This window comes from Streptacidiphilus rugosus AM-16 (assembly GCF_000744655.1).
In the GTDB taxonomy this organism is placed as follows: Bacteria; Actinomycetota; Actinomycetes; order Streptomycetales; family Streptomycetaceae; genus Streptacidiphilus; species Streptacidiphilus rugosus.
Genome location: NZ_JQMJ01000004.1, coordinates 6549943 through 6576165, shown reverse-complemented (window position 1 = coordinate 6576165; position 26223 = coordinate 6549943). Strand labels below are relative to the sequence as shown.

At 71.8% G+C, this 26223-nt stretch carries 20 protein-coding genes and 2 pseudogenes; 18 read left to right on the top strand and 4 right to left on the bottom strand.

Going from position 1 to position 26223, the window contains the following annotated elements:
• The first annotated feature begins 6 nt into the window (after window positions 1-6).
• The 13 genes and pseudogenes from BS83_RS38670 (at window position 7) to BS83_RS38615 (ending at window position 13876) form a co-directional block, all read left to right on the top strand.
• The gene (locus BS83_RS38670; protein WP_232248632.1) at window positions 7-1029 is read left to right on the top strand and encodes a 3-oxoacyl-ACP synthase III family protein; all 1023 of its coding nucleotides are present in this window, start codon (window positions 7-9) and stop codon (window positions 1027-1029) included.
• Between the two features lie 61 nt (window positions 1030-1090).
• Complete coding sequence (locus tag BS83_RS38665; protein ID WP_232248631.1) at window positions 1091-1330, top strand: acyl carrier protein; 240 nt, start codon at window positions 1091-1093, stop codon at window positions 1328-1330.
• Window positions 1327-2217, top strand: a complete 891-nt coding sequence (locus BS83_RS38660; protein ID WP_063774316.1) for a 2-oxo acid dehydrogenase subunit E2 — start codon at window positions 1327-1329, stop codon at window positions 2215-2217. The genes BS83_RS38665 and BS83_RS38660 overlap by 4 nt, the downstream gene beginning before the upstream one ends.
• A complete protein-coding gene (locus BS83_RS38655; RefSeq protein ID WP_037607961.1) occupies window positions 2123-3001 on the top strand; it encodes a 4'-phosphopantetheinyl transferase family protein in 879 nt (292 codons plus the stop codon). Before BS83_RS38660 ends, BS83_RS38655 begins: the two co-directional genes overlap by 95 nt.
• Before the next feature lie 97 nt (window positions 3002-3098).
• Window positions 3099-4622 (top strand): wax ester/triacylglycerol synthase domain-containing protein, encoded by a 1524-nt coding sequence (locus BS83_RS38650; protein WP_051945015.1) that lies wholly within the window; start codon window positions 3099-3101, stop codon window positions 4620-4622.
• A 30-nt stretch (window positions 4623-4652) separates the two neighbouring features.
• Window positions 4653-5084, top strand: a pseudogene (locus BS83_RS38645) (RpiB/LacA/LacB family sugar-phosphate isomerase); the annotation flags it as partial.
• Between the two features lie 322 nt (window positions 5085-5406).
• Complete coding sequence (locus tag BS83_RS38640; protein WP_051945012.1) at window positions 5407-5979, top strand: RNA polymerase sigma factor; 573 nt, start codon at window positions 5407-5409, stop codon at window positions 5977-5979.
• Between the two features lies 1 nt (window position 5980).
• Window positions 5981-6571, top strand: coding sequence for a hypothetical protein (locus BS83_RS42630; protein WP_051945009.1), 591 nt, complete (start codon window positions 5981-5983; stop codon window positions 6569-6571).
• A 33-nt stretch (window positions 6572-6604) separates the two neighbouring features.
• On the top strand, window positions 6605-7111 hold the full coding sequence (locus BS83_RS38630; RefSeq protein WP_157597488.1) for a winged helix-turn-helix domain-containing protein: 507 nt from the start codon (window positions 6605-6607) through the stop codon (window positions 7109-7111).
• A gap of 618 nt (window positions 7112-7729) precedes the next feature.
• Entirely contained in the window at window positions 7730-8155 is a 426-nt protein-coding gene (locus BS83_RS38625; protein WP_037607960.1) for a (deoxy)nucleoside triphosphate pyrophosphohydrolase, read from the top strand.
• A gap of 339 nt (window positions 8156-8494) precedes the next feature.
• Window positions 8495-10102 (top strand): annotated as a pseudogene (locus tag BS83_RS48105) (SpoIIE family protein phosphatase); the annotation flags it as partial.
• Between the two features lie 145 nt (window positions 10103-10247).
• Entirely contained in the window at window positions 10248-11003 is a 756-nt protein-coding gene (locus tag BS83_RS48100; RefSeq protein WP_051944998.1) for a SpoIIE family protein phosphatase, read from the top strand.
• A gap of 437 nt (window positions 11004-11440) precedes the next feature.
• Entirely contained in the window at window positions 11441-13876 is a 2436-nt protein-coding gene (locus BS83_RS38615) for a SpoIIE family protein phosphatase (RefSeq protein WP_051945818.1), read from the top strand.
• A gap of 115 nt (window positions 13877-13991) precedes the next feature.
• Here BS83_RS38615 and BS83_RS38610 read toward each other — a convergent pair whose 3' ends face one another.
• From BS83_RS38610 to BS83_RS38595, 4 genes are read right to left on the bottom strand one after another with little or no spacing between them, the layout of a single operon-like run.
• Window positions 13992-14759 (bottom strand): succinate dehydrogenase/fumarate reductase iron-sulfur subunit, encoded by a 768-nt coding sequence (locus BS83_RS38610; RefSeq protein WP_037607958.1) that lies wholly within the window; start codon window positions 14757-14759, stop codon window positions 13992-13994.
• Window positions 14756-16714, bottom strand: coding sequence for a fumarate reductase/succinate dehydrogenase flavoprotein subunit (locus BS83_RS38605; RefSeq protein ID WP_084714768.1), 1959 nt, complete (start codon window positions 16712-16714; stop codon window positions 14756-14758). The genes BS83_RS38610 and BS83_RS38605 overlap by 4 nt, the downstream gene beginning before the upstream one ends.
• 19 nt (window positions 16715-16733) lie before the next feature.
• A complete protein-coding gene (locus BS83_RS38600) occupies window positions 16734-17570 on the bottom strand; it encodes a hypothetical protein (RefSeq protein ID WP_408641074.1) in 837 nt (278 codons plus the stop codon).
• Between the two features lie 52 nt (window positions 17571-17622).
• Window positions 17623-17868 (bottom strand): hypothetical protein, encoded by a 246-nt coding sequence (locus tag BS83_RS38595; RefSeq protein WP_051944995.1) that lies wholly within the window; start codon window positions 17866-17868, stop codon window positions 17623-17625.
• A gap of 253 nt (window positions 17869-18121) precedes the next feature.
• Here BS83_RS38595 and BS83_RS38590 point away from each other — a divergent pair, with 253 nt between their 5' ends.
• The 5 genes from BS83_RS38590 (at window position 18122) to BS83_RS38570 (ending at window position 26219) form a co-directional block, all read left to right on the top strand.
• Complete coding sequence (locus tag BS83_RS38590) at window positions 18122-19855, top strand: ABC transporter family substrate-binding protein (RefSeq protein WP_037607956.1); 1734 nt, start codon at window positions 18122-18124, stop codon at window positions 19853-19855.
• Window positions 19856-20176: 321 nt separating this feature from the next.
• Window positions 20177-22045, top strand: coding sequence for a translational GTPase TypA (typA, locus tag BS83_RS38585; RefSeq protein WP_037607954.1), 1869 nt, complete (start codon window positions 20177-20179; stop codon window positions 22043-22045).
• 484 nt (window positions 22046-22529) lie between these two features.
• On the top strand, window positions 22530-24173 hold the full coding sequence (locus tag BS83_RS38580; RefSeq protein ID WP_037607953.1) for a peptide ABC transporter substrate-binding protein: 1644 nt from the start codon (window positions 22530-22532) through the stop codon (window positions 24171-24173).
• A 101-nt stretch (window positions 24174-24274) separates the two neighbouring features.
• The gene (locus BS83_RS38575; protein ID WP_037607952.1) at window positions 24275-25198 is read left to right on the top strand and encodes an ABC transporter permease; all 924 of its coding nucleotides are present in this window, start codon (window positions 24275-24277) and stop codon (window positions 25196-25198) included.
• Complete coding sequence (locus BS83_RS38570; protein ID WP_084714764.1) at window positions 25191-26219, top strand: ABC transporter permease; 1029 nt, start codon at window positions 25191-25193, stop codon at window positions 26217-26219. Before BS83_RS38575 ends, BS83_RS38570 begins: the two co-directional genes overlap by 8 nt.
• Window positions 26220-26223: the final 4 nt, after the last annotated feature.

The following is a 26223-nucleotide window of genomic DNA, read 5'->3' as shown; positions in this document are numbered from 1 at the left end:
GAGAAGGTGACGCAGACCGAGGACGCATTCCTGGTCTCCCTGGGAACCGCCCTGCCGGGCGACCCCGTGGACAACGCCCAGCTGGCCAAGACGCTGGGAGTCAGCGAGGAGTGGATCGAGCTCTTCATCGGCACGAAGACCCGCCACTTCGCCCGCGACTTCGCCACCGGCGAGGTCCGGTGGAACCTCGCCGACCTGGCCGCGTCGGCGGGGGAGCGGGCGATGGCCGCGGCCGGGCTGGACCCGTCCGGCATCGACTTCGTGGTGATGGGCACCGCCACGCCCGACACCCTGATGCCGGCCACCGTGAACCACGTGACCGACCTGCTGGGACTGGACCAGATCCCCACCTACCAGCTGCAGTCCGGCTGCGCCGGGGCGGTGCAGGCGCTCGACCTGGCCCGCACCCTGGTCACCAGCACCGGCGCGACCGGCCTGGTGATCGGCGGCGACGTCTGCAGCAAGCACCTCGACCTGCGCCGCGACCTCGCCTCGGCCGCGCCGAGCGAGCTGGTCAACTACGTGCTGTTCGGCGACGGGGCGGGCGCGGCCGTGCTCGGCCCCGAGCCGGTCGGCGAGGCCGTCGCGCTGCGCCGGGTGCTGAACCGGGTGACCGGACTGGGCCGTAAGCCGGGCCAGGTCATCGAGTGGTTCGGCGTCGCCGACCGCGACAGCGACAAGCAGGCCATCAACGAGGACTACAAGGCCATCGAGGAGTCGGTGCCGGTGATGGCGGGGGAGATCCTCTGGGAGCTTCTCGGCGAACTCGGCTGGTCCCCGGAGGAGTTGAACTATCTGCTGCCGCCACAACTGTCGGGCGTGATGACCGCGAGGATCGTCGCCGACCTGGACCTGCCGACCGCCGTCGAGGTCTCCTGCGTCGCGGAGACGGGGAACAACGGCAACGCGCTGCCCTTCCTGCAGACCGAGCGGTTGCTGCAGCAGATGGCCAGCGGCCAGAAGGCGCTGGCCGTCGCGGTCGAGTCCAGCAAGTGGATCAAGGCGGGGTTCGCGCTGGAGAAGCTGTGATGCCGCGGCCGCGCCGCCTCCCCGACCCACCGAACCGCCTCCGACACGCTGGGAGTTGTCCGTGACCACCCTGATCTCCACCGCCGACGACTACCTCACGCTGGTGCGTGAGGCCACCGGCCTCGACCTGGACGCGGAGGCGCTGCACCGCGACTTCGACGCGCTGCCCGGCTGGGACTCGCTGCACCTGCTCAAGCTCGTCTCCGCCCTGGAGCGGGCCACCGGCACGCGGGTGCCTGTGGGCCGGGTGCTGGAGGCCCGCAGCCTCGACCAGATCCGACAGGTGGCGGTGGCGGGATGACCGCGCCCCCGACCGGGCCGGCCGCCGCGCCCCGGACCGAGCCGGTCACCGGCCGCCGGCACACGCTCTACTTCCTGGAGTCCGCGGACCGGCAGCGCCCGGTCTTCCTGGACACCGAGGTGGACATGGGGCGGGTGGTGGCGCACCGCACCGCCTCCCGCGAGGCGGGTCGCGGCTACTCCTACGTCAGCTACGTGCTGCACGCGGTGGGCCGCGCGCTGGCCGCGCACCCCGAGGCCAACGCGGTGATGGCGCCGGGCTGGCCGAGTCGCTGGCGCGGCCCGCGGATCACCCGCTTCACCGGGGGCGTCACCGCGAAGCTCGCCCTGGACCGGCGGCTGGACGGGCAGCGCCGGGTGCTGTCGGCGCTGCTGCCGGGCGTGGACCGGGCGGACCTGGACGAGATCCAGCTGCGCCTGGACCGCTACCGCGCCGCCGACCTGGGCGAGTTGCCGGAGTTCGACGGGGTGCGGGCGCTGGGCCGGCTGCCCGTGCCCGTCGGCCGGCTGGCCTTCGCCCGCGTCCTGCGCGACCCGCGCCGACGCGAGCAGGTCTTCGGCACCGTCTCGGTCAGCTCCCTGGGCCACGGCGTCGTGGACGGCTTCCACTCGGCCGGCGGCACCGCACTGACCGTCAACCTGGGCCGGGTGCTCGACCGGCCGGTGGTGCGGGCGGGCAGCCTGGCCGTGGCTCCGGTCATGCGGCTCGGCCTCGCGTTCGACCACCGCGTCGTCGACGGCGCGCTCGCCGCCGAGGTGCTCGGTGCGCTCAAGCAGAATCTGGAGGACTTCGATGAACGCGTCGCCCCACCCAGCGACGCCGGCGACGATCGGCACGCCGATCCGGATCACCGGACCGGAAGGGCCCTGGCAGCAGATCGGAGCTGACCTGGCCCTGCGCGGCACCACGCTCGTCTACGCCCGCACCGAGGACTGGCGCCCCCACGAGGCCGCCGGTCCTCGGCTGCGGCGTCTGCTGGGCCGGGACTGGAACCGCTATCTGGAGCTGGCCAGGCCCGACGTGCGCAACCGCTTCGCCTCCTCCCGCATCCTGCTCAAGTTCGCGGCGGGCGCGGCGTTGCAGGTCCCGCCGGACGCGGTGGAACTCGGCTACCGCTCCACCGGCCGCCCCTACCTGCGCGGCAACGACGCCCTGGACATCAGCCTCAGTCACACCGAGGGGCTGATCCTGGTCGGCATCACCTCGCACGGCTTCGTGGGCGTCGACGTGGAGGACGCCCGCCGCGAGTTCTACGAGCAGGGGCTGGCCCGGCACTGGTGCACCCAGGACGAGCTCTCCTTCGTCGCCGGCCTGCCGCCCGAGCGGCGCGACCCCGAGCTGGTCCGGCTGTGGACGCTCAAGGAGGCGTACAGCAAGGCGATCGGTCTCGGCATGCAGCTCCGCTTCACCGACTTCGGCTTCGGCCTGGACGGGGACCGGGTCACCGTCCACGGAGTCGACCACGGAACGGGTCCCGACGAGCAGGGCTGGACCTTCGCCACATTCCCGGTCGGGGACGACTTCACCGTCACCGCGGCCGTCTACAGCGCGGGCTTCGGGCCCACGACGGACACCGCCGCCCACTCCATGCTGGAGACCACCTTCGTCGACGCCGTCGTCTCGGTGCTCGGCGAGGACGACGCGGACGGGAGCGGAATCGACCCATGGTGAGGCGGGTCTTAGGCGGGCCGCAAGGGGCGTCCGTCAGGGTGGAGCCGTTCCCCAGTGCGAACCCACCCCGACCCACCCACCCGAAGAGGCGGTGCCCGTGGCGGCCACGACCGCGAGTCTCAGCGCTCTGGACATGACGTTCTGGAGCCTGGAGTCCACCCGGTCCCCCATGCACCTGGGGGCGCTGCTCAGGTTCGGCCCCGGTGGCCCCGCCGACCCCGCCGCCCTGGCCACCCTGCTGGCCGGGCGCGCCGAGCAGGCGCCGCGCCTGCGGCAGCGGGTGCACGTGCCGTGGAACCCGTTCGACCCGCCGCGCTGGGTCGAGGACCCGTCCTTTGACGCGCTGCGGCACGTGCGCGTGCACGGACTGGTCGGTCCTGGTGCGCTGGAGCGGCTGACCGCCGAGCTGATGGCGGCGCCGCTGGCGCGGGACCGTGCACCCTGGGAGCTGCACCTGCTCACCGACGGGCGGCCGGAGCTGGGCTTCGACCTGCTGCTGAAACTGCATCACGCCGCCGCCGACGGACTGCGCGCGGTGGAGGTGGCGGTCAGACTGCTGGACCGCCTCGGCCGCGGCCGGGCGCTGGCCGAGGCGGTCGCCCCCGATGCCGTCGGCCCTGACCCCGCCGATCCCGCCGACCAGGGCTCCGCCGGGGCGGGGCAGCCGCTCTGGTCCGGGGTGGACCGGCTGGTGCGCCGCACCGTGCGCTCGGCGGGGATCCTGGCCGACGTCGCCACCAGTGTCGGCACCCGGCTGGGCCAGGGCAGACGCCCGGTCGTCCCCGCGCCCTACCACGGCCACCTCGTCGGCGTGCCGCGCAAGCCCCTGGGCAGCCCGCTGCTGCTGCCTGCCACGACGCCGCTGCGCACCTCGCCCTCGACCTCGGGGGAGCCCGGCCGGCCCGTCGTCTCGCTCGCCTCGCTGGACCTGCGCGAGCTCCGCCAACTGCGGCGCACCTTCGGCGGCACGCTCCACGACATGACCCTGGTCGTGCTCGCCGGCGCGCTGCGGCGCTGGTTCCTCGAACTCGGCTACGACCCGGCCGCCCGCCGTACCCAGGTGCTGGTGCCGGTGAGCCACCGGCCCAGGGCGGGGGAGGCCGAGCTGGGCAACCAGCTCTCCGGATTCCTGGTCACGCTGCCGCTCGCCGAAGCCGACCCGCTGGTCCGGCTGCACCGGATCCACGAGGCGATGTCGGCGCACAAGGAGAAGGGGCCGCTCCGCGGCGCGGGCGCGGTGGCCACCCTCCCCGACCTGCTGCCGGCCGGAGTGCAGCGCTTCACCGGCCCGCTGCTGCGGCCCTCGGCGGCGCTCCTCTTCGACGCCCTGATCAGCGACGTCCCGCTGCCGGGCCTGCCCTTCACGCTGGGTGGCGCCCCGCTCGCCGCGGTCCATCCGCTGGCGCCGCTGGCCCACGGCCACCGGGTGGCGGTCGCCGTCTCCCGCCTCAGGGACAAGGTGCACCTGGGCGTCCACGGGCTCGCCGACGCCCACCACGACCCGCGGGGCCTCACCGACGCCGTCCACGCCGAACTGGCCGAGCTGAGCGCCCTCACCGCCGTGGCCGCGGCGCCGGGCGAGGGGGCACGCCCCGAGGCCGTCGCGCGGCGGCGGGCTTGATTGTCGTGGCCCGGTCGATACGCTTCCGGCATGCGGATCTCGGTCTCCTCGGACATGGACGAGGGCGTCGCGCGGCAGCTGGTCGCCGAGCTGCGACGCCGGGGGCACTCGGTCATCCCGCACGGGGCGCTCCGTCCGGAGGAGAAGGACGACTGGGCCTTCTGCTCGGAGACGGCCGGGCGTGACGTCGTCGAGGGTCGTGCCGACCAGGCCGTCGTCTGCTGCTGGACCGGCACCGGCGCCTCCATCGCGGCCAACAAGCTGCCCGGCATCAGGGCCGCGCTCTGCACGGACGCGTACACGGCCGGCGGCGCGCGGCGCTGGAACGACGCGAACGTGCTGGCGCTCAGCCTCCGGCTCACCTCGCCGGCGCTGCTGGAGGAGATCCTCGACGCCTGGTTCGACGGCACGCCCAGCCAGGAGCCGGGGGACCAGGAGAACATCCGGCACCTGGGCCGGATCGGCCTCGGCCTGCCCGGCGTGGGCGTCGCCGCCGGCGACCGGAAGCCCGTGTGGACGCTGATGCGGCAGGACGACAACGGCAACCGCTACGAGGTGGCCCGCTTCGAGGACCGGATCGACGCGGAGACCGCCGCCTCCGAGTTCGAGGCACGCGGCCACAAGCAGCTCTACTGGGTGGCCCGCACCGAAGCTGCGCAACCGGTGGAGCCGCCGCAAGAGCTGGGCTAGAGTCCTGATCTGATGCCTGATCAGCACAAATACGGGTAGCCCGTGACCGAAGGTGGGGGCAGCGGACGGCCCTTGGGGGGAACTGTGAGGCGCCTTGGATCTTGCTGCGGCTCTCGACGACGCCCGACACGGCGACGAGGAGGCCTTCCGCGTCCTGTACCGGGCGGTGCACCCCGCGCTGCTCCGGTACCTGCGGGTCCTGGTCGGTGAGGACGCCGAGGACGTCGCCTCCGAGGCGTGGCTGCAGATCGTCAGGGACCTCGCCAGGTTCCGGGGGGACGGCGACGGCCTGCGCGCCTGGTGCCTGACCATCGCCCGGCACCGCGCGCTCGACCACCTGCGCGGCGTGCGCCGACGCCCGCTCTCCGCGGCCGGACCGGAATCCCTGCTGCAGCGGCCGGGGGCCGACGACACCGAGGCGTCCGCGCTCGACGCCCTCGCCACCGTCTCCGCACTGGAGTTGATCGCCGGCCTGCCGGTCGACCAGGCCGAGGCGGTGTACCTGCGGGTGGTCCTCGGCCTCGACGCCCGGCATGCCGCCCGGGTGCTCGGCAAGCGCCCCGGCGCGGTGCGCACCGCCGCCCATCGCGGTCTCCGGAGGCTCGCCGCCGTGCTCGACGAGCCCGGGTGTGACACTTCTCGGGCGCGCGGCGCTGAAAGAGAGTGACATGGACGACACCAGGGACTCCGGGGAGAGCCACACGGGCGTGGCACGGCTGCTCGCCGCGGCTCGCGCACCCGCGCACGACAGCGAGCGGGCCGGCGAGGAGGAGGCGCTCGCCGCGTTCCGCCGTGTTCACAGCCCTGCCGGGGCCGGAACGGGGTTCACAGCGAGGGCGCGGTGGCGATGGCTGCGAGTGACCCTGGCCTCGGTGGCGGTCGGCGGCATCGCCGCGGCGGTCGCGCTGTTCGGATCGGGGCCGGGCGGCCGGTCCGCGCCGACGCCCGGCGTCTCGGTGGTCGGCCCGCAGTCGGGTTCGCCGAGTGTGCCCACCCGCAACGGCCCGTCGCCGCAGCGGACTCCGGACGCGGCCCCCTCGCAGAACCCGGGCGACCGGCCCGGTTCGTCCGCGTCCCCGTCCCCCTCGTCCCCCGCGTCCGCCCCGGCGACGTCGGCGCCGCACGCGACCCCGACGGAGAGCACGACCGGACGGGCGAAGAGCCATGGCAAGGCGAAGGGCGGCGGGAACGGCAACGGCAACGGCGGTGGGAACGGCAACGGCGGCGGGAACGGGAACGGGAACGCTCAGGGCGACTGAGCGCGGCCGCCCGCGACCAGGAAGCGAGGCGGCGTGGCAACTCCTGAGCGGCCGGCGATGATCGGCATTCTGCTGTTGGTCTCCGCGGACCGGTTCTCCGACGAGTTGCTGGCCCGCCTGCAGGCGGGCGAGCTCGTCGGCCTCGCCGACGCCTCCGCCGCCCACGGGCTGGCGGACCTCACCGGCATCACGCTGACCACTCCTCAGAACGGCTCCCCCCGGCCGGACCCACCCCGCCCCTCGGGCGGCCTCCGGCTCGACCCCGACCACCGCACGGTGGTCATGGACGGCCGCTCGCAACCGCTGACGTTCCTGGAGTACCAGCTGCTCTCGCACCTGATGGCCTACCCGCGTCAGGTGCAGAGCCGGGCCCGGCTGATCACCAAGGTCTGGGACTTCGACCCGATCGGCTCCGGCCGCTCCGTCGACGTCCTGGTCGCCCGCCTCCGCCGCAAACTCGGCCCCACCTACCGCGCCTCCATCGAAACCGTCCGCAGCGCGGGCTACCGCTACGTCCCCCCGGGGGAATGGGAACGCTGACCCCCCACCGGGTAGCCCCGCCTGGCCGGCGCTCGCCACGGGCTTCACCGATGGGGGTGGCTGGGTGGGTTGCCCGACCCCGCTCGGGGCGGGCCGGCAACCGCTACGGCTCTGCTGGCGCTCACCACAGCCTCCACCGATGGGGGCGACTGCGTGGGTTGCCCGACCCCGCTCGGGCCGGAACGGCCACCGCTCCGGCTCTGGCGGCGCTCACCACGGCCTCCACGGATGGGGGCGGCTGGGTGGGCTGCCTGCCCCCGGTCGGGTCGGGCCGGCCGCCGCGCGGGCCCTGGCCGGCGCTCGCCACGGGCTTCACCGATGGGGGTGGCTGGGTGGGTTGCCCGACCCCGCTCGGGCCTACCCGCCCCGCGTGACCGGCGGCTCCTGGGCCGGGGCCCGAGTAGGCCCTGGCTCTGCCCTCGCGGGCCCCGCGTTCAGGGATCAGGCGGGGGGCAATCGATCGTCCGCGCCCTCGCTCGCCCGGACGGCCGGGCCCGTCGCGCATGGCCAGGTTCGCCGAGTCGTCGCCCCGGTCACGGTCGCTGAGTGGGCCTCAGGCCGGGGGCCGGGGCTTGGGGGCGATCGGGGGCGGGTGGGGCGGGGCTAGGCTCGGGGGTTGTGAGTGGGTCGAGTGGGGAGAAGCGCGTCGTCGTCGGCGCGGCGCTGGTGCGTGGGGGGTTGGTGCTGGCCGCGCGGAGGTCCGCGCCGGAGGCGTTGGCGGGGCGGTGGGAGTTTCCCGGCGGGAAGGTCGAGCCGGGGGAGACCGTGGCGGACGCGCTGGAGCGCGAGCTGCGGGAGGAGCTCGGCGTGGAGGCGCGGGCACGGGACCGGCTGCCCGGTGCGTGGGAGGTCAGGGAGGGTCTCGAACTCCACATCTGGTCCGCCGACCTGCTCGACGGCGAACCCCTCCCGCTGCAGGACCACGACGAGCTGCGCTGGCTCGCTCCCGCGGACCTCTACTCCGTCGACTGGCTGCCCCAGGACCGCTTCGCACTTCCGCACGTCGCGGCTCTGCTGGCGCGTGTCGCTCCGCCATCCGGATGATCATCTGCAAATGGCCAAGATGACCCGTACGGCGGGGTACGGCAAGGTTTAGGTGGGTATGTCAGTATCCGGCCGCCTTCCCGAGCTGGTGGCCGGGACTGGGGAGACGTGAGGCAAGCTGACGCGCGTGCGCGCCTGCGGCGGAGGCCGTCGACGGGTGGTGGTACCGGGAGGCGGTCGGCCGCAGGCGGGGCCACGTCGCGCAGTCAGGGTCCGGCGAGGTTCCCCGATCCGCTCGCCGTCGGGGCCGAGTACGAGGAGGCGACCGGGCGCCGGGGCGGGAGCCTGCTGGACGTGGTCCGCCTCGCGATCGCGCTGCTGGACGAGCAGGGCCGGGTGATGCTCTGGAGCCAGGCGGCCGAGGACCTGCTCGGCTGGCCGAGCGACGCCTTGGTGGGACGCGGCCTGGACGCGCTGCTGGGCGATGATCCGGAGATGGTCAAGGCGGCCCGCGAGGCCATCGCCGGCGTGCTGCGCGACGGCGAGCCCTGGGCGGGTACCGCCGTGCTGCGGCACCACGACGGCCACGGCATGCGGCTGGAGGCCCGGCTCTCCCTGCTGGAGAACGGCGATGGCGTTCCCTATCTCCTCTGCCGGCTGGCCGACGCCGCCGCGCTGGTCGACGTCGAGCAGGACCTCGCCGTCCAGGACGCCCTGTTCGAACAGTCCCCGCTCGGACTCGCGATCTTCGACCGCGACCTGCGCTACGTGCGGATCAACGAGACCCTCGCCCGGATGAACGGCCTCCCCGTCGAGGCCCACCTCGGCAGGACCGCCGGGGAGGCGCTGCCGGAGCTGGCGGCGGACGAACTCATGGCCGTCCAGCGGCAGGTCCTGGCGACCGGGGAGCCCGTGGTCGACCTGACCATCACCAGCGCCAACCCCACCGAACCCGGCTACCGCTCCGCCTCCTACTCGCGGTTGCACGACCGGGCCGGACGGATCCTCGGGCTGACCGGCATGATCATGGACGTCACGGACCGCTACCGCGCCGTCGCGAAGGTGGAGAAGGCCCGCCAGCGTCTCGCCCTGCTCAACGAGGTCGGCAGCCGGATAGGCGACCTCCTGGACGGCGGCCTCATCGCCCAGGAGCTCGCGGACGCGATCGTGCCGCGCCTGGCCGACCACTCGGGGGTCGCCCTGCTGGAGGCCGTCCTCGAAGGCGCGGAACTGCCGCGCCACCCGCACACCCGGCTGACGCCGGTGGTCATGGCCGGGACCGCCGCGATCGACCCGGGACCGGACACCGAGGCCATGCAGACCCCCGGCGGACGGGTGCCCATCCACGAGGACTCGCTGTTCGGCCGGGTGCTGCGCACCGGGCTCCCGCAGTCACTCGACGCGGCGACCCAGCTGGAGGACGTCGGGAACGAGGGCGATCCGCGGGTACGCGCCGCCTACCGGCTGGGCGTGCACTCGGTGCTGGCGGTGCCGCTGCGAGCCCGCGGCATCGTGCTCGGGCTGCTGATCCTGGACCGGGCCGGCCGCCGCGAGGGTTTCGACCACGACGACGTCGCCTTCGCCACCGAACTGGCCGACCGGGCCGGCGCCTCCCTCGACAACGCCAGGCTCTACGCCCGTGAGCGCGCGGCCGCGCTGATGCTGCAGCGCAGCCTGCTGCCGCAGACCGTGGTGCAGCCGCCCGGCATGGAGGTCGGCTACCGCTACGTCCCCGGCAGCAGCGGCACCGAGGTCGGCGGCGACTGGTTCGACGTGATCCCGCTGCCCGAGGGGCGCACCGCGCTGGTGGTGGGCGACGTCATGGGCCACGGCCTGCGCGCCGCCGCGACCATGGGCCGGCTGCGGACGGCGGTCCGCACCCTCGCCGGTCTCGACCTGCCGCCGGACCGCCTGCTCCAGCACGTCCACGACCTCGCGGACGACCTGGCCCAGGGTCCGGAGGAGGCGCTGATCGCCACCTGCGTCTACGCGGTCTACGATCCGGCGACCCGCAGACTGCTGCTCTCCAAGGCGGGCCACACCGAGCCGCTCCTGATCGTCCCCGGCCCGGCCGACGACACGGCGCGCCGGGCCGCGCACCCGGCCGCCCGCCCGGGCACGGCCCCGCGGCGGGCCCCCGCGTCCCGCCGAGGTGGTCGGGACGGCCCGCACCGCGCACGCCCCGCAGGCGGGCGGGCTCGGGGGCGGGAAGGCGCACGTACTGGCACTGCCCTCGGGGGCGCCGCTCGGCGTGGGCGGCGTCCCCTTCGAATGCACCGAGCTGACCGTGCCCGAGGGCAGCCTGCTGGCCCTGTACACGGACGGCCTGGTCGAGTCGCGCACGGAGGACATCGACGTGGGCACACGCAGACTGAGCGCCGTCCTGGAGCTTCCGCACGCCTCCGTCGAGGACGCGTGCGAGGCGGTCGTCCGGACCCTCGACCAGGGGCAGGAGCCGGACGACGTCGCCCTGCTGCTGGCCCGCCTCGGCGGTGCGCCAGGGCCCGCCGCCGAGCGGGAGGCGGACTGGACGCTGAACGGGGAACCCTCCGCGCCCGCGCTGGCCCGTCGCCTGGTCCGCGAGACGCTCCGCGACTGGGCGCTCGAACCGCTGCTGGACACGGCGGAACTGCTGGTCAGCGAGCTGGTGACGAACGCCGTCCGGTACGCGCGCGCCCCCATCGGCCTGCGGCTCACGCTGGCGAGCACCCTGCTGGTGGAGGTCGCCGACCCCTTGCCCGACCCCCCGCTCGAACGCCAGGCGGCCGGCACCGACGAGGGCGGCCGTGGCCTGCAGTTGGTGCACCGGCTCGCGTACCGCTGGGGGACCAGGGCCCAGGGCGGCGGCAAGGTCGTCTGGTTCGAGCAGACCCTGCCGGACGGGGCGGGGTCCGACGACGCCCCGTGATCCGGCTCGCCGGTTCAACTACCTCCCGCTCGGTCGGACTGAGGCGTAAGGTTCCGATTCCGGACACTCCGTGAAGAGAAGTGCCGGGTGTCGCACCATGTTCCTACGCTCGATTTGATGTTGAGTGCCTCGGGGCGTAGGCGACATCGTCGAGATGATGAATACTCGGAACGCGACACCCTCCCCCAGCCATCGGCTGGGAGGTGCCCCCTCGCCGATCGCCGGAGGAGTCGAGGTTGAGCGACACGCCGTCACGCGAAGCCGCCGAGACGGCTGCCCGCGCGCCCGGTGCAGGCACGGATGCGGTCATCCCGCACCCGACCGCCGAGACCAGACCGCTGGGCGCCGGGGCCTCGGACGCCGAGGCCCCCGGCGCCGTGCCGTCCGCCGCCGCGGGAGCGTCGGCCGAGGGTCCCGCAGCCGTGGGCGCGCCGGACGTGGAGGGCCGGCTCTGGGGGCACGGCGAAGCCGGCTCGATCTACGACTACATACAGGTCGCTGCCTTCTCCATCGACGCGGACGGTCTGATCAGCCAGTGGAGCGACCGGGCCGCCGAGTTCTTCGGCGTGTCCGCCGAGGAGGTCGTCGGCTGCGACCCGGTGACCACCTTCGCCCCGCGCGAGCTCTGGCGCAGCGGCCGTGAACGGATGGGCGAGATCCTGGCCGGCAAGGAGTGGGTCGGCACCGCGCCCTACCGCGACAGCGACGGCGAGGAGCGGGTCGCCGAGCTCTACCTGATGCCCGCGCAGGGGCCCGACGGGCGGGCCGGCGTCGTCTGCATGGCCGTCGACCTGCGCAAACTGCGCACCATCGAGACCGAGCTGGCCGCCTCGGAGGCCGTCTTCGGCCAGGCGCCGACCGGTTTCGTGCTCTTCGACCGCGAGGGCAGGATCCAGCGGGTCAACGACAGCTTCGCCGAGGCCCTCGGCGTCGGCGCGGCGGACCTCACCGGCCTCACCGTGCGCGAGCTGATGTCGCCCAAGGACGCCAACCGCCTGGGACGCGCCCTGGAGGAGGTGCTGCTCACCGGTGACCCGGTGGTCGATCTGCACTTCGCCGGGGAGCTCCCGAGCCGTCCCGGCCGGCGTCGCTGGTCCATCTCGCTCTACCGCCTGCTCAGCGCCGCCGACCGGCCGATGGGTGTCGCCGGTCAGGTCGTCGACGTCACCGGCCGGGCCCGCGCCGAGCGCGAGGCCGCCAGCGCACGACGCAGCCTCGCGCTGCTGAACGAGGCCAGCGGCCACATCGGTTCCACCCTGGACCTGGAGACGACGGCCAGGGAACTGCTCGACGTCACCGTTCCCGGCTTCTGCGACGTGGCCACCGTCGACCTGTACAACGCGGTGCTGACCGCCGACGCGGAGGGCCGCAGGGTCGACGACGGCGACGGCACCGGCGAGCTGCGCCGTGTCGCCTCGGCCAGCACCGTGCACCACGACGGCGCCCCCACCCCGGCCGCCGAGGTCGGCGGCGCGTTCTGCTACCCGCCGCGTTCCCCGTACGCGAAGGCGCTGCGCACCGGCCGCAGCCTCACCCTGATCGGCCCCGGCAACCCGGACCCGAACCCGCTGATCCACAGCGCGGTCGTGGTGCCGATGGTGGCCAGGGAGAAGGTGCTCGGCCTGGTCCAGCTGTCGCGGGCCAAGGGCAGCGAGCCCTTCGACACCCGTGACGTCGCGATCGCGACCGAGCTCGTCGCGCGGGCGGCGGTGTGCATCGACAACGCCCGCCTCTACCGCCGTGAACACGAGCGGGCGCTCATCCTGCAGCGGTCCCTCTTGCCACCGGGCAACCCGGCCGCCTCCGGCCTGGAGATCGCCTGCCGCTACCGCCCCGCGGGCAGCGGCACGGAGGTCGGCGGCGACTGGTTCGACGTGATCCCGCTGCCGGGCAACCGCACCGCCCTGGTGGTCGGCGACGTGATGGGCCGCGGCCTGCGGGCCGCCGTCGCGATGGGCCAGCTCCGCACGGCGGTGCGCACCCTGGCGATGCTCGACCTGGACCCCGCCGAGGTGCTGACCCAGCTCGACGAGATCGCCAGAGGCCTCAGCGCCGACCCGGAGTCCGACGACGGCCAGTCCGCCGAGCTCTATCTGGCGACCTGCGTCTACGCGGTCTACGACGCGGTCACCCGCCGCTGCACCATCGCGAACGCGGGCCACCTGCCGCCCGTCGTCGTCGACCCGGCCGGCGGCGACGCCCCGGCGCTGATGCTGGACGTCCCCGAGGGCCTCCCGTTGGGCGTCGGCGGCGAGCCGTTCGAGGAGGTCGTGGTCGACCTGCCGGACGGCGCGCTCTTCGGGCTCTACACGGACGGCCTCGTCGAGTCCCGCACCCACCAGCTGGAGGAGGGCCTCTCCGCGCTCCGCTCGGCCCTGAGCGGACCGCAGCGCCCGCTCGAAGCCCTCTGCGACCAGCTCCTCACGGAGCTCGACCCGCACCACGGCGAGGACGACATCGCGCTGCTGATGGCCCGCGTCCACGCCCTGCCGAGCAACTCCGTCGGCGACTGGGTCCTGCCCTCCGCGCCGACCTCGGTGGCCCGCGCCCGCGAGCTCGCCTGCGGCTGGCTGCTCGCCTGCGGCCTGGACGAGCTGGTCGACACGGTCGAACTGCTGGTCAGCGAGCTCGCGACGAACGCGCTCCGGCACGGCCGCGGCGACATCCGGGTCCGCCTGCTGCGGGACTCCGTCCTGGTCTGCGAGGTCTGGGACAACGGCTACGCGCAGCCGAGGCAGCGCAGGGCCCGCGACACCGACGAGGGCGGCCGCGGCCTGCAACTGGTCAGCCTGCTCGCCGACCGCTGGGGGAGTCGTAGGACTCCCAACGGCAAAGCGGTCTGGTTCGAACTGGCAGTACCGACAGCCCCGTAAGGGGCGCGGGGAACTGCGCGAGCAACCACCCCGTGCGGATGGCCCTGTCCATCGAGGACCATCCGCACGCCGGTGGCTTGTCGCGCAGTTCCCCGCCCCCCGGGGTACCGCTTGCCTACACCTTCCGCCTACTGATCTTGCTGCCGAGCCAGACCAGGGGGTCGTACTTGCGGTCGACCGCGCGCTCCTTCAGCGGGATCAGCGCGTTGTCGGTGATCTTGATGCCCTCCGGGCAGACCTCCGTGCAGCACTTGGTGATGTTGCACATGCCCAGGCCGTGCTCGTCCTGCGCCGTCCGCTTGCGGTCAAGGCCGGCCTCGGCGGCAGCGTCCAGCGGGTGCATGTCCAGCTCGGCCACCCGCATCAGGAAGCGCGGGCCCGCGAACGCGGGCTTGTTCTCCTCGTGGTCGCGGACCACGTGGCAGGTGTCCTGGCACAGGAAGCACTCGATGCACTTGCGGAACTCCTGCGAGCGGTTCACATCCTCCTGCTGCATCCGGTACTCGCCCGGCGCCAGCCCCTGCGGCGGCACGAACGCGGGGATCTCGCGGGCCTTCTGGTAGTTGAAGCCCACGTCCGTCACCAGGTCCCGCAGGACGGGGAAGGCCCGCATCGGGGTGATCGTCACCGTCTCGTCGGGCGGCAGCGTCGACATCCGGGTCATGCACATCAGCCGGGGCCGACCGTTGATCTCCGCGCTGCACGAGCCGCACTTGCCGGCCTTGCAGTTCCAGCGCACCGCGAGGTCCGGCGCCTGGGTGGCCTGGATCCGGTGGACCACGTCGAGGACGACCTCGCCCTCGTTCACCTCCACCTGGAAGTCCGTCAGCCCGCCGCCCTCGGCGTCACCGCGCCAGACCCGGAACGTGGCCTCGTAGCTCAATGTCCCGCTCCGTTCGCGCTCGGCTTGTCAGCCTCGTTGTCGGCCCGCTGCGGCGGCAGGTCCTTGGCCGGCAGCTCGTCCTCGGTCAGGTACTTCTTCAGCTCGTCCACGCCGAACAGCGCCAGCAGGTCCTCGCGGATCGGCGGGTTCGGCTTCCGCTGCACGGTGATCGCGCCGTCCGCCGCGCTGGGCTTGTCGGCCAGCGAGCAGATCAGGTTGACCCGGCGCCACTCCGCCGCCATGTCCGGGTGGTCCTCACGGGTGTGGCCGCCGCGGCTCTCCGTGCGCTCCAGCGCGGCCCGCGCCACGCACTCGGAGACCAGCAGCATGTTCCGCAGGTCCAGCGCCAGGTGCCAGCCGGGGTTGAACTGCCGGTGCCCCTCCACGACCGCCGCCTCCGCGCGCTCCCGCAGCGCGGCCAGCCGCTGCAGCGCCTCGGCCATCTCGCCCTCCCGGCGGATGATGCCGACCAGGTCGTTCATGGACTGCTGCAGCTCCTGGTGGAGCGTGTAGGGGTTCTCGCCGCCCTCGCCCTCGAAGGGCGCCAGCGCCTCGGCCGCCGCCGCGTCGATCTGCTCCTGGTCCACCACGGGACGGTCCTCGGCCAGCGCCGCCGCGTACTCCGCGGCGTGCAGGCCGGCCCGGCGGCCGAAGACCAGCAGGTCGGACAGGGAGTTGCCGCCGAGCCGGTTGGAGCCGTGCATGCCGCCGGCGACCTCGCCCGCCGCGTACAGGCCGGGCACGCTGGACGAGGCGGTGTCCGGGTCCACCTCGACCCCGCCCATGACGTAGTGACAGGTCGGGCCGACCTCCATCGGCTCGGCCGTGATGTCGACGTCGGCCAGCTCCTTGAACTGGTGGTGCATCGACGGCAGCCGCCGCCTGATCTCCTCGGCGGGCAGGCGCGTCGAGACGTCCAGGTAGACGCCGCCGTGCGGGGTGCCGCGCCCGGCCTTGACCTCGCTGTTGATGGCGCGGGCCACCTCGTCGCGCGGCAGCAGCTCAGGGGGACGCCGGTTGTTGGCCTGGTCGGTGTACCAGCGGTCGCCCTCCTCCTCCGACTGCGCGTACTTCTCCCTGAACACGTCGGGGATGTAGTCGAACATGAAGCGCTTGCCGTCGCTGTTGCGCAGCACCCCGCCGTCGCCGCGCACCGACTCGGTGACCAGGATGCCCTTCACCGACGGCGGCCAGACCATGCCGGTCGGGTGGAACTGGACGAACTCCATGTTCAGCAGGGTCGCCCCGGCCAGCAGCGCCAGCGCGTGGCCGTCGCCGGTGTACTCCCAGGAGTTGGAGGTCACCTTGAACGACTTGCCGATGCCGCCCGTGGCGAGCACGACGGCCGGGGCCTCGATGACGTAGAAACGCCCGGACTCCCGCTGGTAGCCGAAGACCCCGCTGACCCGGTCGCCGTCCTTGAGCACGCGAGTGACGGTGTACTCCTGGAAGACCCTGATCCGCGCCTCGTGGTCGCCGAACTCGCGGAAGTCCTCCTGCTGCAGGCTGACGATCTTCTGCTGCAGGGTGCGGATCAGCTCCAGGCCGGTCCGGTCGCCCACGTGCGCGAGACGCGGGTACTCGTGGCCGCCGAAGTTGCGCTGCGAGATCCGGCCGTCCTTGGTGCGGTCGAAGAGCGCGCCCCAGGTCTCCAGCTCCCAGACCCGCTCGGGGGCCTCCTTGGCGTGCAGTTCGGCCATCCGCCAGTGGTTGAGGAACTTGCCGCCGCGCATCGTGTCGCGGAAGTGCACCTGCCAGTTGTCCTGGTCGTTGACGTTGCCCATGCTGGCGGCGATGCCGCCCTCGGCCATCACGGTGTGGGCCTTGCCGAACAACGACTTGCAGATGATCGCCGTGCGCTTGCCCTGGGCGCGGGCCTCGATCGCGGCCCGCAGTCCGGCCCCGCCGGCTCCCACCACCACCACGTCGTAGACGTGGCGCTCCACCTCGGTCATTGCGTGATTCCTTCGGGCACTAGAAGAAGCGGGGGTCGCTGAACGCGCCGCTCGCCAACAGGTAGACGTACAGGTCGGCCACGCCCACGCTGATCAGGGAAGCCCAGGCGAGCTGCATGTGCCGGGCGTTGAGCTTCCCCACCCAGGTCCACAGCTTGTAGCGGACGGGGTGCTTGGAGAAGTGCCGCAGCCGGCCGCCGACGATGTGCCGGCAGGAGTGGCAGGAGACCGTGTACGCCCAGATCAGCGTGATGTTGGCGAGCAGCACCAGCGTCCCGAGACCCATGTGGCCCCAGTCGCCCTGGGCGTTGCGGAAGCCGAGGACCGCGTCGTAGGTGAGGATCCCGGCGACCACGATGGCGAAGTAGAAGAAGTAGCGGTGGATGTTCTGCAGGATCAGCGGGAACTTCGTCTCACCGCTGTAGGTCGCGTGCGGCTCCGCCACGGCGCAGGCCGGCGGGGAGGACCAGAAGGAGCGGTAGTAGGCCTTCCGGTAGTAGTAGCAGGTCATCCGGAAGCCCAGCGGGAAGATCAGCACGATCAGCGCGGGGGAGAGCTGCCACCAGCTGCCGAACAGGGCCCAGTCCGCGCCGCCGTTCATCTTGGGGCAGTTGGCCGCCAGGCAGGGGGAGTAGAACGGCGAGACGTAGGGCGCGGCGTAGGCGGTGCTCAGGCCGAAGAAGGCCCGCCAGGTCGAGTAGCCGATGAACGCCAGCAGGCCCAGGGCCGTCGCCAGCTGCGGAACCCACCAGCGGTCGAGCCGCAGGTGCCGCTGCGGGATGGCCGCGCGCCCAGGGGAGTGGACCCCCCGTCCGGCTTGCTCTGAGGCCTCGGGGGGCCTGATCTCCGTGGTCACTGCCTTCTCTGTCCTCTCCTGGGCCGGCACGCGGGTGTCCTGCTCCGTTGGGTTACGGGCGCCGTCCGCCGATGCCTTCGTCTTCCGCGTCCCGCCACATCGCCGGGTCGTACGGCGTGTCCGGGATCTCGACCACCGACGTGCCGGGCGCCGAGCACTGCTCAGGGACGCCCGGCGGCGGGAGGCAGTCCCGCAGCCGGGAGAGGGCGAGCCGCGTCGCGTCGACGGCGCGGTCCAGCTCCTCCAGTCGGCGGTGTGCCTCCGCCAGGCCGACCTGGCCGGACATGTTCGAGGGCATGCCTGTGCTCCCCTCCACGCGATGGAAGATCACGCTTGTGGTGTGCGGGCCTGATATGGCGTCAGGGATCGCGCGCAAGCGAGTGTGGCCCCGATCACCATGGATTGAAAAGGGCTTGCTCACGATTGGCGGATTACGTCCGTCCGGCGCGCGCCCCCGGGTGGCCCAATCCGCTGCCCCGAACGAGTGGCCTTCGACCATGTAATCGACGTGTCGTCAGTCCCATTGCCGTGCAAGCCTCTTGAGTGGGGCCGTGGTCCAACGCAAAGCGCTTCCCTCCCTCCCTCGTGAGACCTTCGCCGTCGTTCTGGCGGCGGCCGTCGCCGTCGCGCTCGCGGCCTGCTCCAGTGGCGGCACGGCCGGCGTCCGCGTCGACGACCTCACCCGCGCCGATCGCGCCGCCGTCGCCCAGGGCGGCACGCTGCGCTGGGCGGTGGACAGCGTCCCCGCCACCCTCAACGTCTTCCGCGGCGACGCGGGCCAGGCCACCGCGCTGGCCGCGGGTGCGCTGCTGCCCACGCTCTTCACGCTGGACGCCCACGGGCGGGCCGCGGTCGACGGGGACTACCTCGTCAGCGCCGACCAGACCTCCCAGTCGCCGCAGACGGTCGTCTACACCCTCAACCCGAAGGCCGTCTGGTCCGACGGCACGCCCCTGGGCGTCGCGGACTTCGCCGGCCAGTGGCGCGCGCTCAGCGGCGCCGACCCCGCCTTCGCGGCGGCGGGCACGGCCCGCGCCGACGGCTACGACAGCATCGCCTCGGTGACGCCGGGGGCGAAGCCGCACCAGGTGAAGGTGGTCTTCGCCAAGCCCTACGCACCGTGGCGCAGCCTGTTCACGCCCCTCTACCCGGCCGCCGCGACGGCGACCCCGCAGGCGTTCACGGACGGCCAGAAGGCGACGCTGAGCGCGGACGCCGGCCCGTTCACGCTGCACGGGGCGAAGGGCGAGGACGCCCAGGCGCAGACGCTGACGGTGGCCCGCAACCCGCACTGGTGGGGCGACCCGGCCAAGCTGGACGCGATCGCCTTCACCGCGCTCCCCGCGGACGACGCGGCCTCGGCGCTCTCCGCGCACAAGGTCGACGTCGCGGACCTCAGCCGGGCCGCGGACGACTCCGGCGACGGCCCCGAGGCCACCTCGGGCACCCGGGTGCTGCGCGCCTCCGCGCCCGACTACCTCGGCATCGCCTTCAACGGCGGCACCGGCCTGCTCGCCGACCCCGACCTGCGCCGCGCGGTCGCCGACGCGGTCGACCGCCAGGCCATCGCGGACGCGGTGCTCAAGCCGCTCGGCCTGCCCGCCGTGCCGCTCGGCAACCATCTGCTCATGGCGGACCAGCAGGGCTACCAGGACGACGCGGCCGCGCTCGGCGCGAGCGCGGACAACGCGGCGAAGCTGCTGGACGCCGCCGGCTGGAAGCTCGGCGCCCACAGCGACGCGGCGCAGGGCGGTTCCACCCGCGCGAAGGACGCCAAGCCGCTCTCGCTCACCCTGCTGACCCGCGCCGGCTCGGCGCGGGAGGCGGCGATCGCCAAGCTGCTCACCGCCCAGCTGGGCAAGGTCGGCATCGGCCTGCAGACGAAGGCGGTCCCTGCGTCCGGCTTCTTCACCGACCACATCGCCTCCGGCGACTTCGACCTGGCCCTGGTGGACTGGCCGGCCTCCCGCTTCCCCATCGCGGACGAGCGGGCTCTCTTCGCGAAGCCGCAGGTCAACGCAGACGGCTCGCTCTCGGTCGGACAGAACCTCTCGGCGACGGGCACGGACGAGATCGACCAGCTGCTCGCCAGGGCGGCGTCCACGACGGACGCGTCCGACGCGACCCGGCTGACCAACGAGGCGGACGTCCGCATCTGGCAGGCGGCGCCGTCGCTCCCCCTCTTCCAGACCCCCCAGCTGGTCGGCACCCGCGACAACGTGGTCAACGCGGGCGCCTTCGGCTTCGCGACTCCGCGCTGGCAGGACATCGGCTTCAAGCGCTGAGACAGGCTGTTGCACGACCTCAGGGGCGCGGGGAACTGCGCGAGAAACCACCGGCGAGCGGATGGCCCTGCGCGTTCGGGGCTCTACCTGCGGGGGTGGTTTTCCGCGCAGTTCCCCGCGCCCCTGAGGGGCGTTTCGCCGGGTGTCATCCGCCGTTGGCCGGGCAGCGGGAGAGCGCGCGGGCGTAACCACGTACCATAGGACAAAGCCGTGGCATGTTGTGGTGCCCGGTGGGTGGACCGGCGGCAGTTGTCGCGTGCGAGGCACGCGGGGAGCTCGGCGGGTGCCACGCCCAGTCGATTCGGGAGAACTGTACTCCGTATGCCCACGCGCAATGACATCAGGAACGTCGCCATCGTCGCCCACGTCGACCACGGCAAGACCACGTTGGTCGACGCCATGCTCAAGCAGGCGGGCGCCTTCGCGGCGCACCAGCACCTGGACGACCGGATGATGGACTCCAACGACCTGGAGCGCGAGAAGGGCATCACCATTCTCGCGAAGAACACCGCGGTCAAGTACCACCCCAAGGGTGGCGGCGAGCCCATCACGATCAACATCATCGACACCCCCGGCCACGCCGACTTCGGTGGCGAGGTCGAGCGCGGCCTCTCCATGGTCGACGCCGTCGTGCTGCTCGTGGACGCCTCCGAGGGCCCGCTGCCGCAGACCCGCTTCGTGCTCCGCAAGGCTCTTTCGGCCAAGCTGCCGGTCATCCTCTGCATCAACAAGACGGACCGTCCGGACTCCCGGATCGACGAGGTCGTCAACGAGACCTACGACCTGTTCCTGGACCTGGACGCGGACGAGGACCAGATCGAGTTCCCGATCGTCTACGCCTGCGCCCGTGACGGCATCGCCTCGCTGACCAAGCCGGAGAACGGCACCGTCCCGGCCGACAGCGACAGCCTGGAGCCCTTCTTCTCAACCATCCTGTCCGCCGTCCCGGCCCCGACGTACGACGAGGGCGCCCCCCTCCAGGCGCACGTCACCAACCTGGACGCCGACAACTTCCTCGGCCGTATCGCGCTGCTCCGCGTGGAGCAGGGCGAGCTGAAGAAGGGGCAGACCGTCGCCTGGATCAAGCGCGACGGCTCCATCTCGAACGTCCGCATCACCGAGCTGCTGATGACCGAGGCGCTCACCCGCAAGCCGGCCGACAAGGCGGGCCCCGGCGACATCTGCGCCGTCGCGGGCATCCCGGAGATCATGATCGGTGAGACCCTCGCCGACACGGAGAACCCGATCGCGCTGCCGCTGATCACGGTCGACGAGCCGGCCATCTCGATGACCATCGGCACCAACACCTCGCCGCTGGTCGGCAAGGGCGGCAAGGGCCACAAGGTCACCGCGCGCCTGGTCAAGGACCGTCTGGACCGCGAGCTGATCGGTAACGTCTCGCTGCGCGTGCTGCCGACCGAGCGCCCGGACGCCTGGGAGGTGCAGGGCCGCGGTGAGCTGGCGCTGGCCATCCTCGTCGAGACCATGCGCCGGGAAGGGTTCGAGCTGACCGTCGGCAAGCCCGAGGTGGTCACCAAGGAGATCAACGGCAAGCTGCACGAGCCGATCGAGCGCATGACGATCGACTCGCCCGAGGAGCACCTGGGTGCGATCACGCAGCTGATGGCGACCCGCAAGGGCCGCATGGAGACGATGACCAACCACGGCTCCGGCTGGATCCGGATGGAGTGGATCGTCCCGTCCCGCGGTCTGATCGGCTTCCGTACCGAGTTCCTGACCCAGACCCGCGGCACCGGCATCGCGCACAGCATCTTCGAGGGCCACGAGCCGTGGTTCGGCGAGCTGCGCACCCGCAACAACGGCTCCCTGGTCGCCGACCGCGCCGGCGTGGTCACCGCCTTCGCGATGACCAACCTGCAGGAGCGCGGCGTGCTCTTCCTGGAGCCGACCACCGAGGTGTACGAGGGCATGATCGTCGGTGAGAACTCCCGCTCCGACGACATGGACGTCAACATCACCAAGGAGAAGAAGCTCACCAACATGCGGTCGTCGAACGCCGACGTCGCCGAGTCGATCGTGCCGCCGCGCAAGCTCTCGCTGGAGCAGTCGCTGGAGTTCTGCCGCGACGACGAGTGCATCGAGGTGACGCCGGAGACCGTGCGCATCCGCAAGGTCGTCCTCGACGCGCAGACCCGCGCCCGCACCCGCGGCCGCGTCGCGAAGGCCTGATTCCGGCCGTAACCGATCGGCTCGGCCGGATCGGCCGAACCGTTCCGTAACGTCGCAGGTCAGACAGGTAGGACAGACCGGACAAGGCAGACAGAAGCCGCCGGGAGCCCAGCTCCCGGCGGCTTTTGTACGCCCAATGGGCCTCACTCATTGTGATGAAGCCCCGGCCGAGTGTCAGAGTCGGAGTGTACGGATATCGGTGTCAGGATGTCTTCTGGCGGTGTTCCATGTCCGATTCGACACCCGTTGCACCCACCTGGGGATGCCCGAGTTGCGAGACATAGCTCACAGGCGTGTGATCAAACAGAAATGTCATTTGGTCATAAGCATCGCCGAGAGTAACGGATAGTAGAGAAACGACGCTCGGGTCACCGGGCCGCCCGCCGAACCCCGGCGACGGTTCGCGAGCTCAGACGCCGTCGCCCAGGGGTGGGCGCCGGCGCCACTGAACGACTGCAACAGCACGTCTGAGGAGGCACGTCCAATGCGTGGAGCCACGCAAGCGAAGTTTGCCGCTGGGGCCATCGCCATCGCCCTGGCAGCCACGGCCTGCAGCAGCAGCGGGAGCTCCAGCAGCTCCAGCTCGGGCAGCAACGCCAACGGCGTGGTGACGGCGTGGTGGGGGGACCCGCAGAACCCGCTCATCCCGACCGACACCAACGAGGTGAACGGCGGTGCGGTGCTGAACATGATCTTCGAGGGGCTGCAGCACTACAACCCGAAGACCGGTGCCGCGGAGCTCGCCAACGCCCAGTCGATCACCACGAACGACCAGCAGCACTTCACGATCACGCTGAAGCCCGGCTGGAAGTTCAGCGACGGCACCCCGGTGACCGCCCACTCCTACGTGGACGCCTGGAACTGGGGCGCCTACCTGCCGCACGCGCAGAACAACACCGACCCGTTCTTCACCTCGATCCAGGGCTACAGCGACGTCCACCCGGCCAGCGGCACGGCGAAGACGCAGACCATGTCGGGCCTGAAGGTCGTCAACGACAACACCTTCACGGTCGCGCTGACCCAGAAGTTCTCCCTGTGGCCGGACACGCTCGGGTACTCGGCGTTCTACCCGCTGCCGCAGTCCTTCTTCACCAACCAGGCGGCGTGGGAGGCCAAGCCGGTCGGCAACGGCCCCTACCTCATCAACTCCTGGACCAAGGGCTCGGGCATGCAGCTGCGCCCGAACACGACGTACTCCGGCACCTACAAGCCGAAGAACGGCGGCATCGACCTCAAGGTCTACACCGACTCGAACGCCGCCTACGCCGACCTGCAGGCCGGCAACCTGGACATCGACAACGGTCTGTCCAACACCGCGCTGAAGACGGTCCAGTCCGACCTCAACGGTCGCTACCTGAACCAGCCGGCCGGTATCAACCAGACCATCTCGTTCCCGCTGAACCAGGCGAACTGGAACACCCCCGGAGCCAAGCTGGTCCGTGAGGGCATCTCGATGGCCATCGACCGCCCGACCATCACGAAGGTGATCTTCCAGGGCACCCGCACCCCGGCCACCGACTGGACCTCGCCGGTCCTCGGTACCGAGGGCGGCTACAGCAGCACGCTCTGCGGCGACGTCTGCACCTACAACCCGACCAAGGCCAAGCAGCTGATCCAGCAGGGCGGCGGCATCCCCGGCGGCCAGCTGACCATCAGCTACAACGCCGACGGCCCGCACAAGGAGTGGGTCGACGCGGTCTGCAACAGCATCAACAACGCGATGGGCAACACCAACGCGTGCGTCGGCAAGCCGGTCGGCACCTTCGCGGACTTCCGCAACCAGATCCAGAACAAGCAGATGACCTCGGCCTTCCGCACCGGCTGGCAGATGGACTACCCGCTGATCCAGGACTTCCTGCAGCCGCTGTTCTACACGAACGCCGCGTCGAACGACTCGCACTACAGCAACTCGCAGTTCGACTCGCTGGTGAACCAGGCCAACGCGGCGTCGAGCAAGGCGACGGCCGTCCAGGACTTCCAGAACGCGGAGAAGCTGCTGGTCACCGACCTGCCGTCGATCCCGCTGTGGTACCAGAACGGCACCGTCGGCTGGTCCTCGAAGGTCTCGAACGTGAGCCTGGACCCGTTCAGCGTCCCGGTCTACACCAACATCACCGTCAACAAGTAAGTCGTCTGTCCGCCGGCCTCTGACTGCCGCGCGAATCGGGCGGCGGCCGGGAGCCCACAAGGCTCCCGGCCGCCGCCGCGACGAATCCCTGGAGGTTTTCCATGGGGCGCTACGTCATTCGACGACTGCTCCAGATGATCCCGGTCTTCATCGGGACCACGTTCATCATCTTCGCGATGGTGCACGCGCTCGGTGACCCGGTCGCCGCACTCTTCGGCGACAAGGCCCCCGACCCGGCGGTCGCGGCGCAGATCCGGCAGCAGCTCGGACTGAACGATCCGCTCATCGTCCAGTACGCGCACTACATGAAGGGGATCTTCAGCGGGAACCTCGGGTACGCGTTCAACGGGCAGCCGGTGACCGAGCTGCTCAAGACGGCCTACCCGACGACGTTGAAGCTCACCATCGTGGCCTTCACCTTCGAGGTCGTCCTCGGCATCTCGCTCGGCGTCATCAGCGGCATGCGCCGCGGCAGGTTCGCGGACACCGGTGTCATGGTGATGACGCTGATCGTGATCTCGATCCCCACCTTCGTCATCGGCTATGTCCTGCAGTACCTGTTCGGCGTCAAGTGGGGCATCTTCGACGCCACCGTGCCGGACGGCGCGCCGTTCAACGCGCTGATCCTGCCGGGCTTCGTGCTCGCCTCGGTCTCCCTCGCCTACGTCGCCAGGCTGACCCGCACCACCATCGCGGAGAACAGCAAGGCCGACTACGTGCGTACGGCGACCGCCAAGGGCCTGCCGCGCCGCCGGGTGATCACGCACCACCTGCTGCGCAACTCGCTGATCCCGGTGATCACCTTCCTCGGCACCGACCTCGGCGCCCTGATGGGTGGCGCGCTGGTGACCGAGCGCATCTTCAACATCAAGGGCGTGGGTTACTACCTCTACCAGGGCATCCTGCGCCAGAACACGCCGACCGTCGTCGGCTTCGTGACCGTCCTGGTCATCGTGTTCCTCCTCGCCAACCTGCTCGTCGACCTGCTCTACGCGGTCCTGGACCCGAGGATCCGTTATGCCTGACCAGCAGCCGAACAAGCCGACCGGCGTCCCCGACGACGCGAACACCGAGCTGTCGAGCGCTTTCCCGCAGACCCCCACGCTGGGCGCGATGGAGGTCGAGGGCATGCTCGAGAAGGAAGACCTGAACCACGCGGAGGCGCAGTCCACCGAGACGGTCGCGGTCGTCGACCGCGAGGTGCCGCGCAGCCTCTGGCAGGACGCCTGGCGTGAGCTGCGCCGGAACCCGATCTTCATCATCTCCGCGATCCTGATCGTCTTCCTCGTGATCGTCGCGTTCTTCCCCGGCCTGTTCGACTCGACCAGCCCGCTCAAGTGCGACCTGGCCAACTCGCAGCAGGGGCCGACCTCCGGCCACCCGTTCGGCTTCGACACCCAGGGCTGCGACGTCTACGCCCGCACCATCTACGGCGCCCGCGCCTCCATCACGGTCGGTGTCTTCGCGACCCTGGGCACGGCGCTGCTGGGCACCCTTCTGGGCGGTCTGGCGGGCTTCTTCGGCGGCTGGCTCGACGCCATCGTGTCCCGCATCGCGGACATCTTCTTCGGCATCCCGATCCTGCTCGGCGGCCTGGTCTTCCTGTCCGTGATCCCGAGCCGGTCGATCTGGATCGTGGTCGCGTTCATCGTCATCCTCGGTTGGCCGCAGCTGGCCCGTATCGCCCGTGGTGCGGTGATCACCGCCCGCCAGCAGGACTACGTGACGGCCGCACGCGCCCTCGGCGCCGGCAACCAGCGGCTGATGCTGCGCCACATCCTGCCCAACTCGCTGGCCCCGATCATCGTCGTGGCCACCATCGCGCTGGGCACGTACATCTCCCTGGAGGCGACGCTCTCCTACCTGGGTGTCGGGCTCAAGCCGCCGACGGTCTCGTGGGGCATCGACATCTCGGCCGCGGCGGACACCTTCCGCAACGCGCCGCACATGCTGCTCTTCCCGGCCGGGGCGCTCTGCATCACCATCCTGGCCTTCATCATGCTCGGCGACGCGGTCCGCGACGCTCTCGACCCCAAGCTGCGCTGAGAGA

Bases quoted from the DNA above. Each gene is read 5' to 3' on its own strand.
- BS83_RS38570 (WP_084714764.1), top strand. From the start codon at position 25,191: ATGCCTGACCAGCAGCCGAACAAGCCGACCGGCGTCCCCGACGACGCG.
- BS83_RS42630 (WP_051945009.1), top strand. From the start codon at position 5,981: ATGGACGACACCAGGGACTCCGGGGAGAGCCACACGGGCGTGGCACGG.
- BS83_RS38595 (WP_051944995.1), bottom strand. From the start codon at position 17,868: ATGCCCTCGAACATGTCCGGCCAGGTCGGCCTGGCGGAGGCACACCGC.
- typA (WP_037607954.1), top strand. From the start codon at position 20,177: ATGCCCACGCGCAATGACATCAGGAACGTCGCCATCGTCGCCCACGTC.
- BS83_RS38655 (WP_037607961.1), top strand. From the start codon at position 2,123: ATGAACGCGTCGCCCCACCCAGCGACGCCGGCGACGATCGGCACGCCG.
- BS83_RS38580 (WP_037607953.1), top strand. From the start codon at position 22,530: ATGCGTGGAGCCACGCAAGCGAAGTTTGCCGCTGGGGCCATCGCCATC.
- BS83_RS38605 (WP_084714768.1), bottom strand. From the start codon at position 16,714: ATGACCGAGGTGGAGCGCCACGTCTACGACGTGGTGGTGGTGGGAGCC.
- BS83_RS38660 (WP_063774316.1), top strand. From the start codon at position 1,327: ATGACCGCGCCCCCGACCGGGCCGGCCGCCGCGCCCCGGACCGAGCCG.
- BS83_RS38575 (WP_037607952.1), top strand. From the start codon at position 24,275: ATGGGGCGCTACGTCATTCGACGACTGCTCCAGATGATCCCGGTCTTC.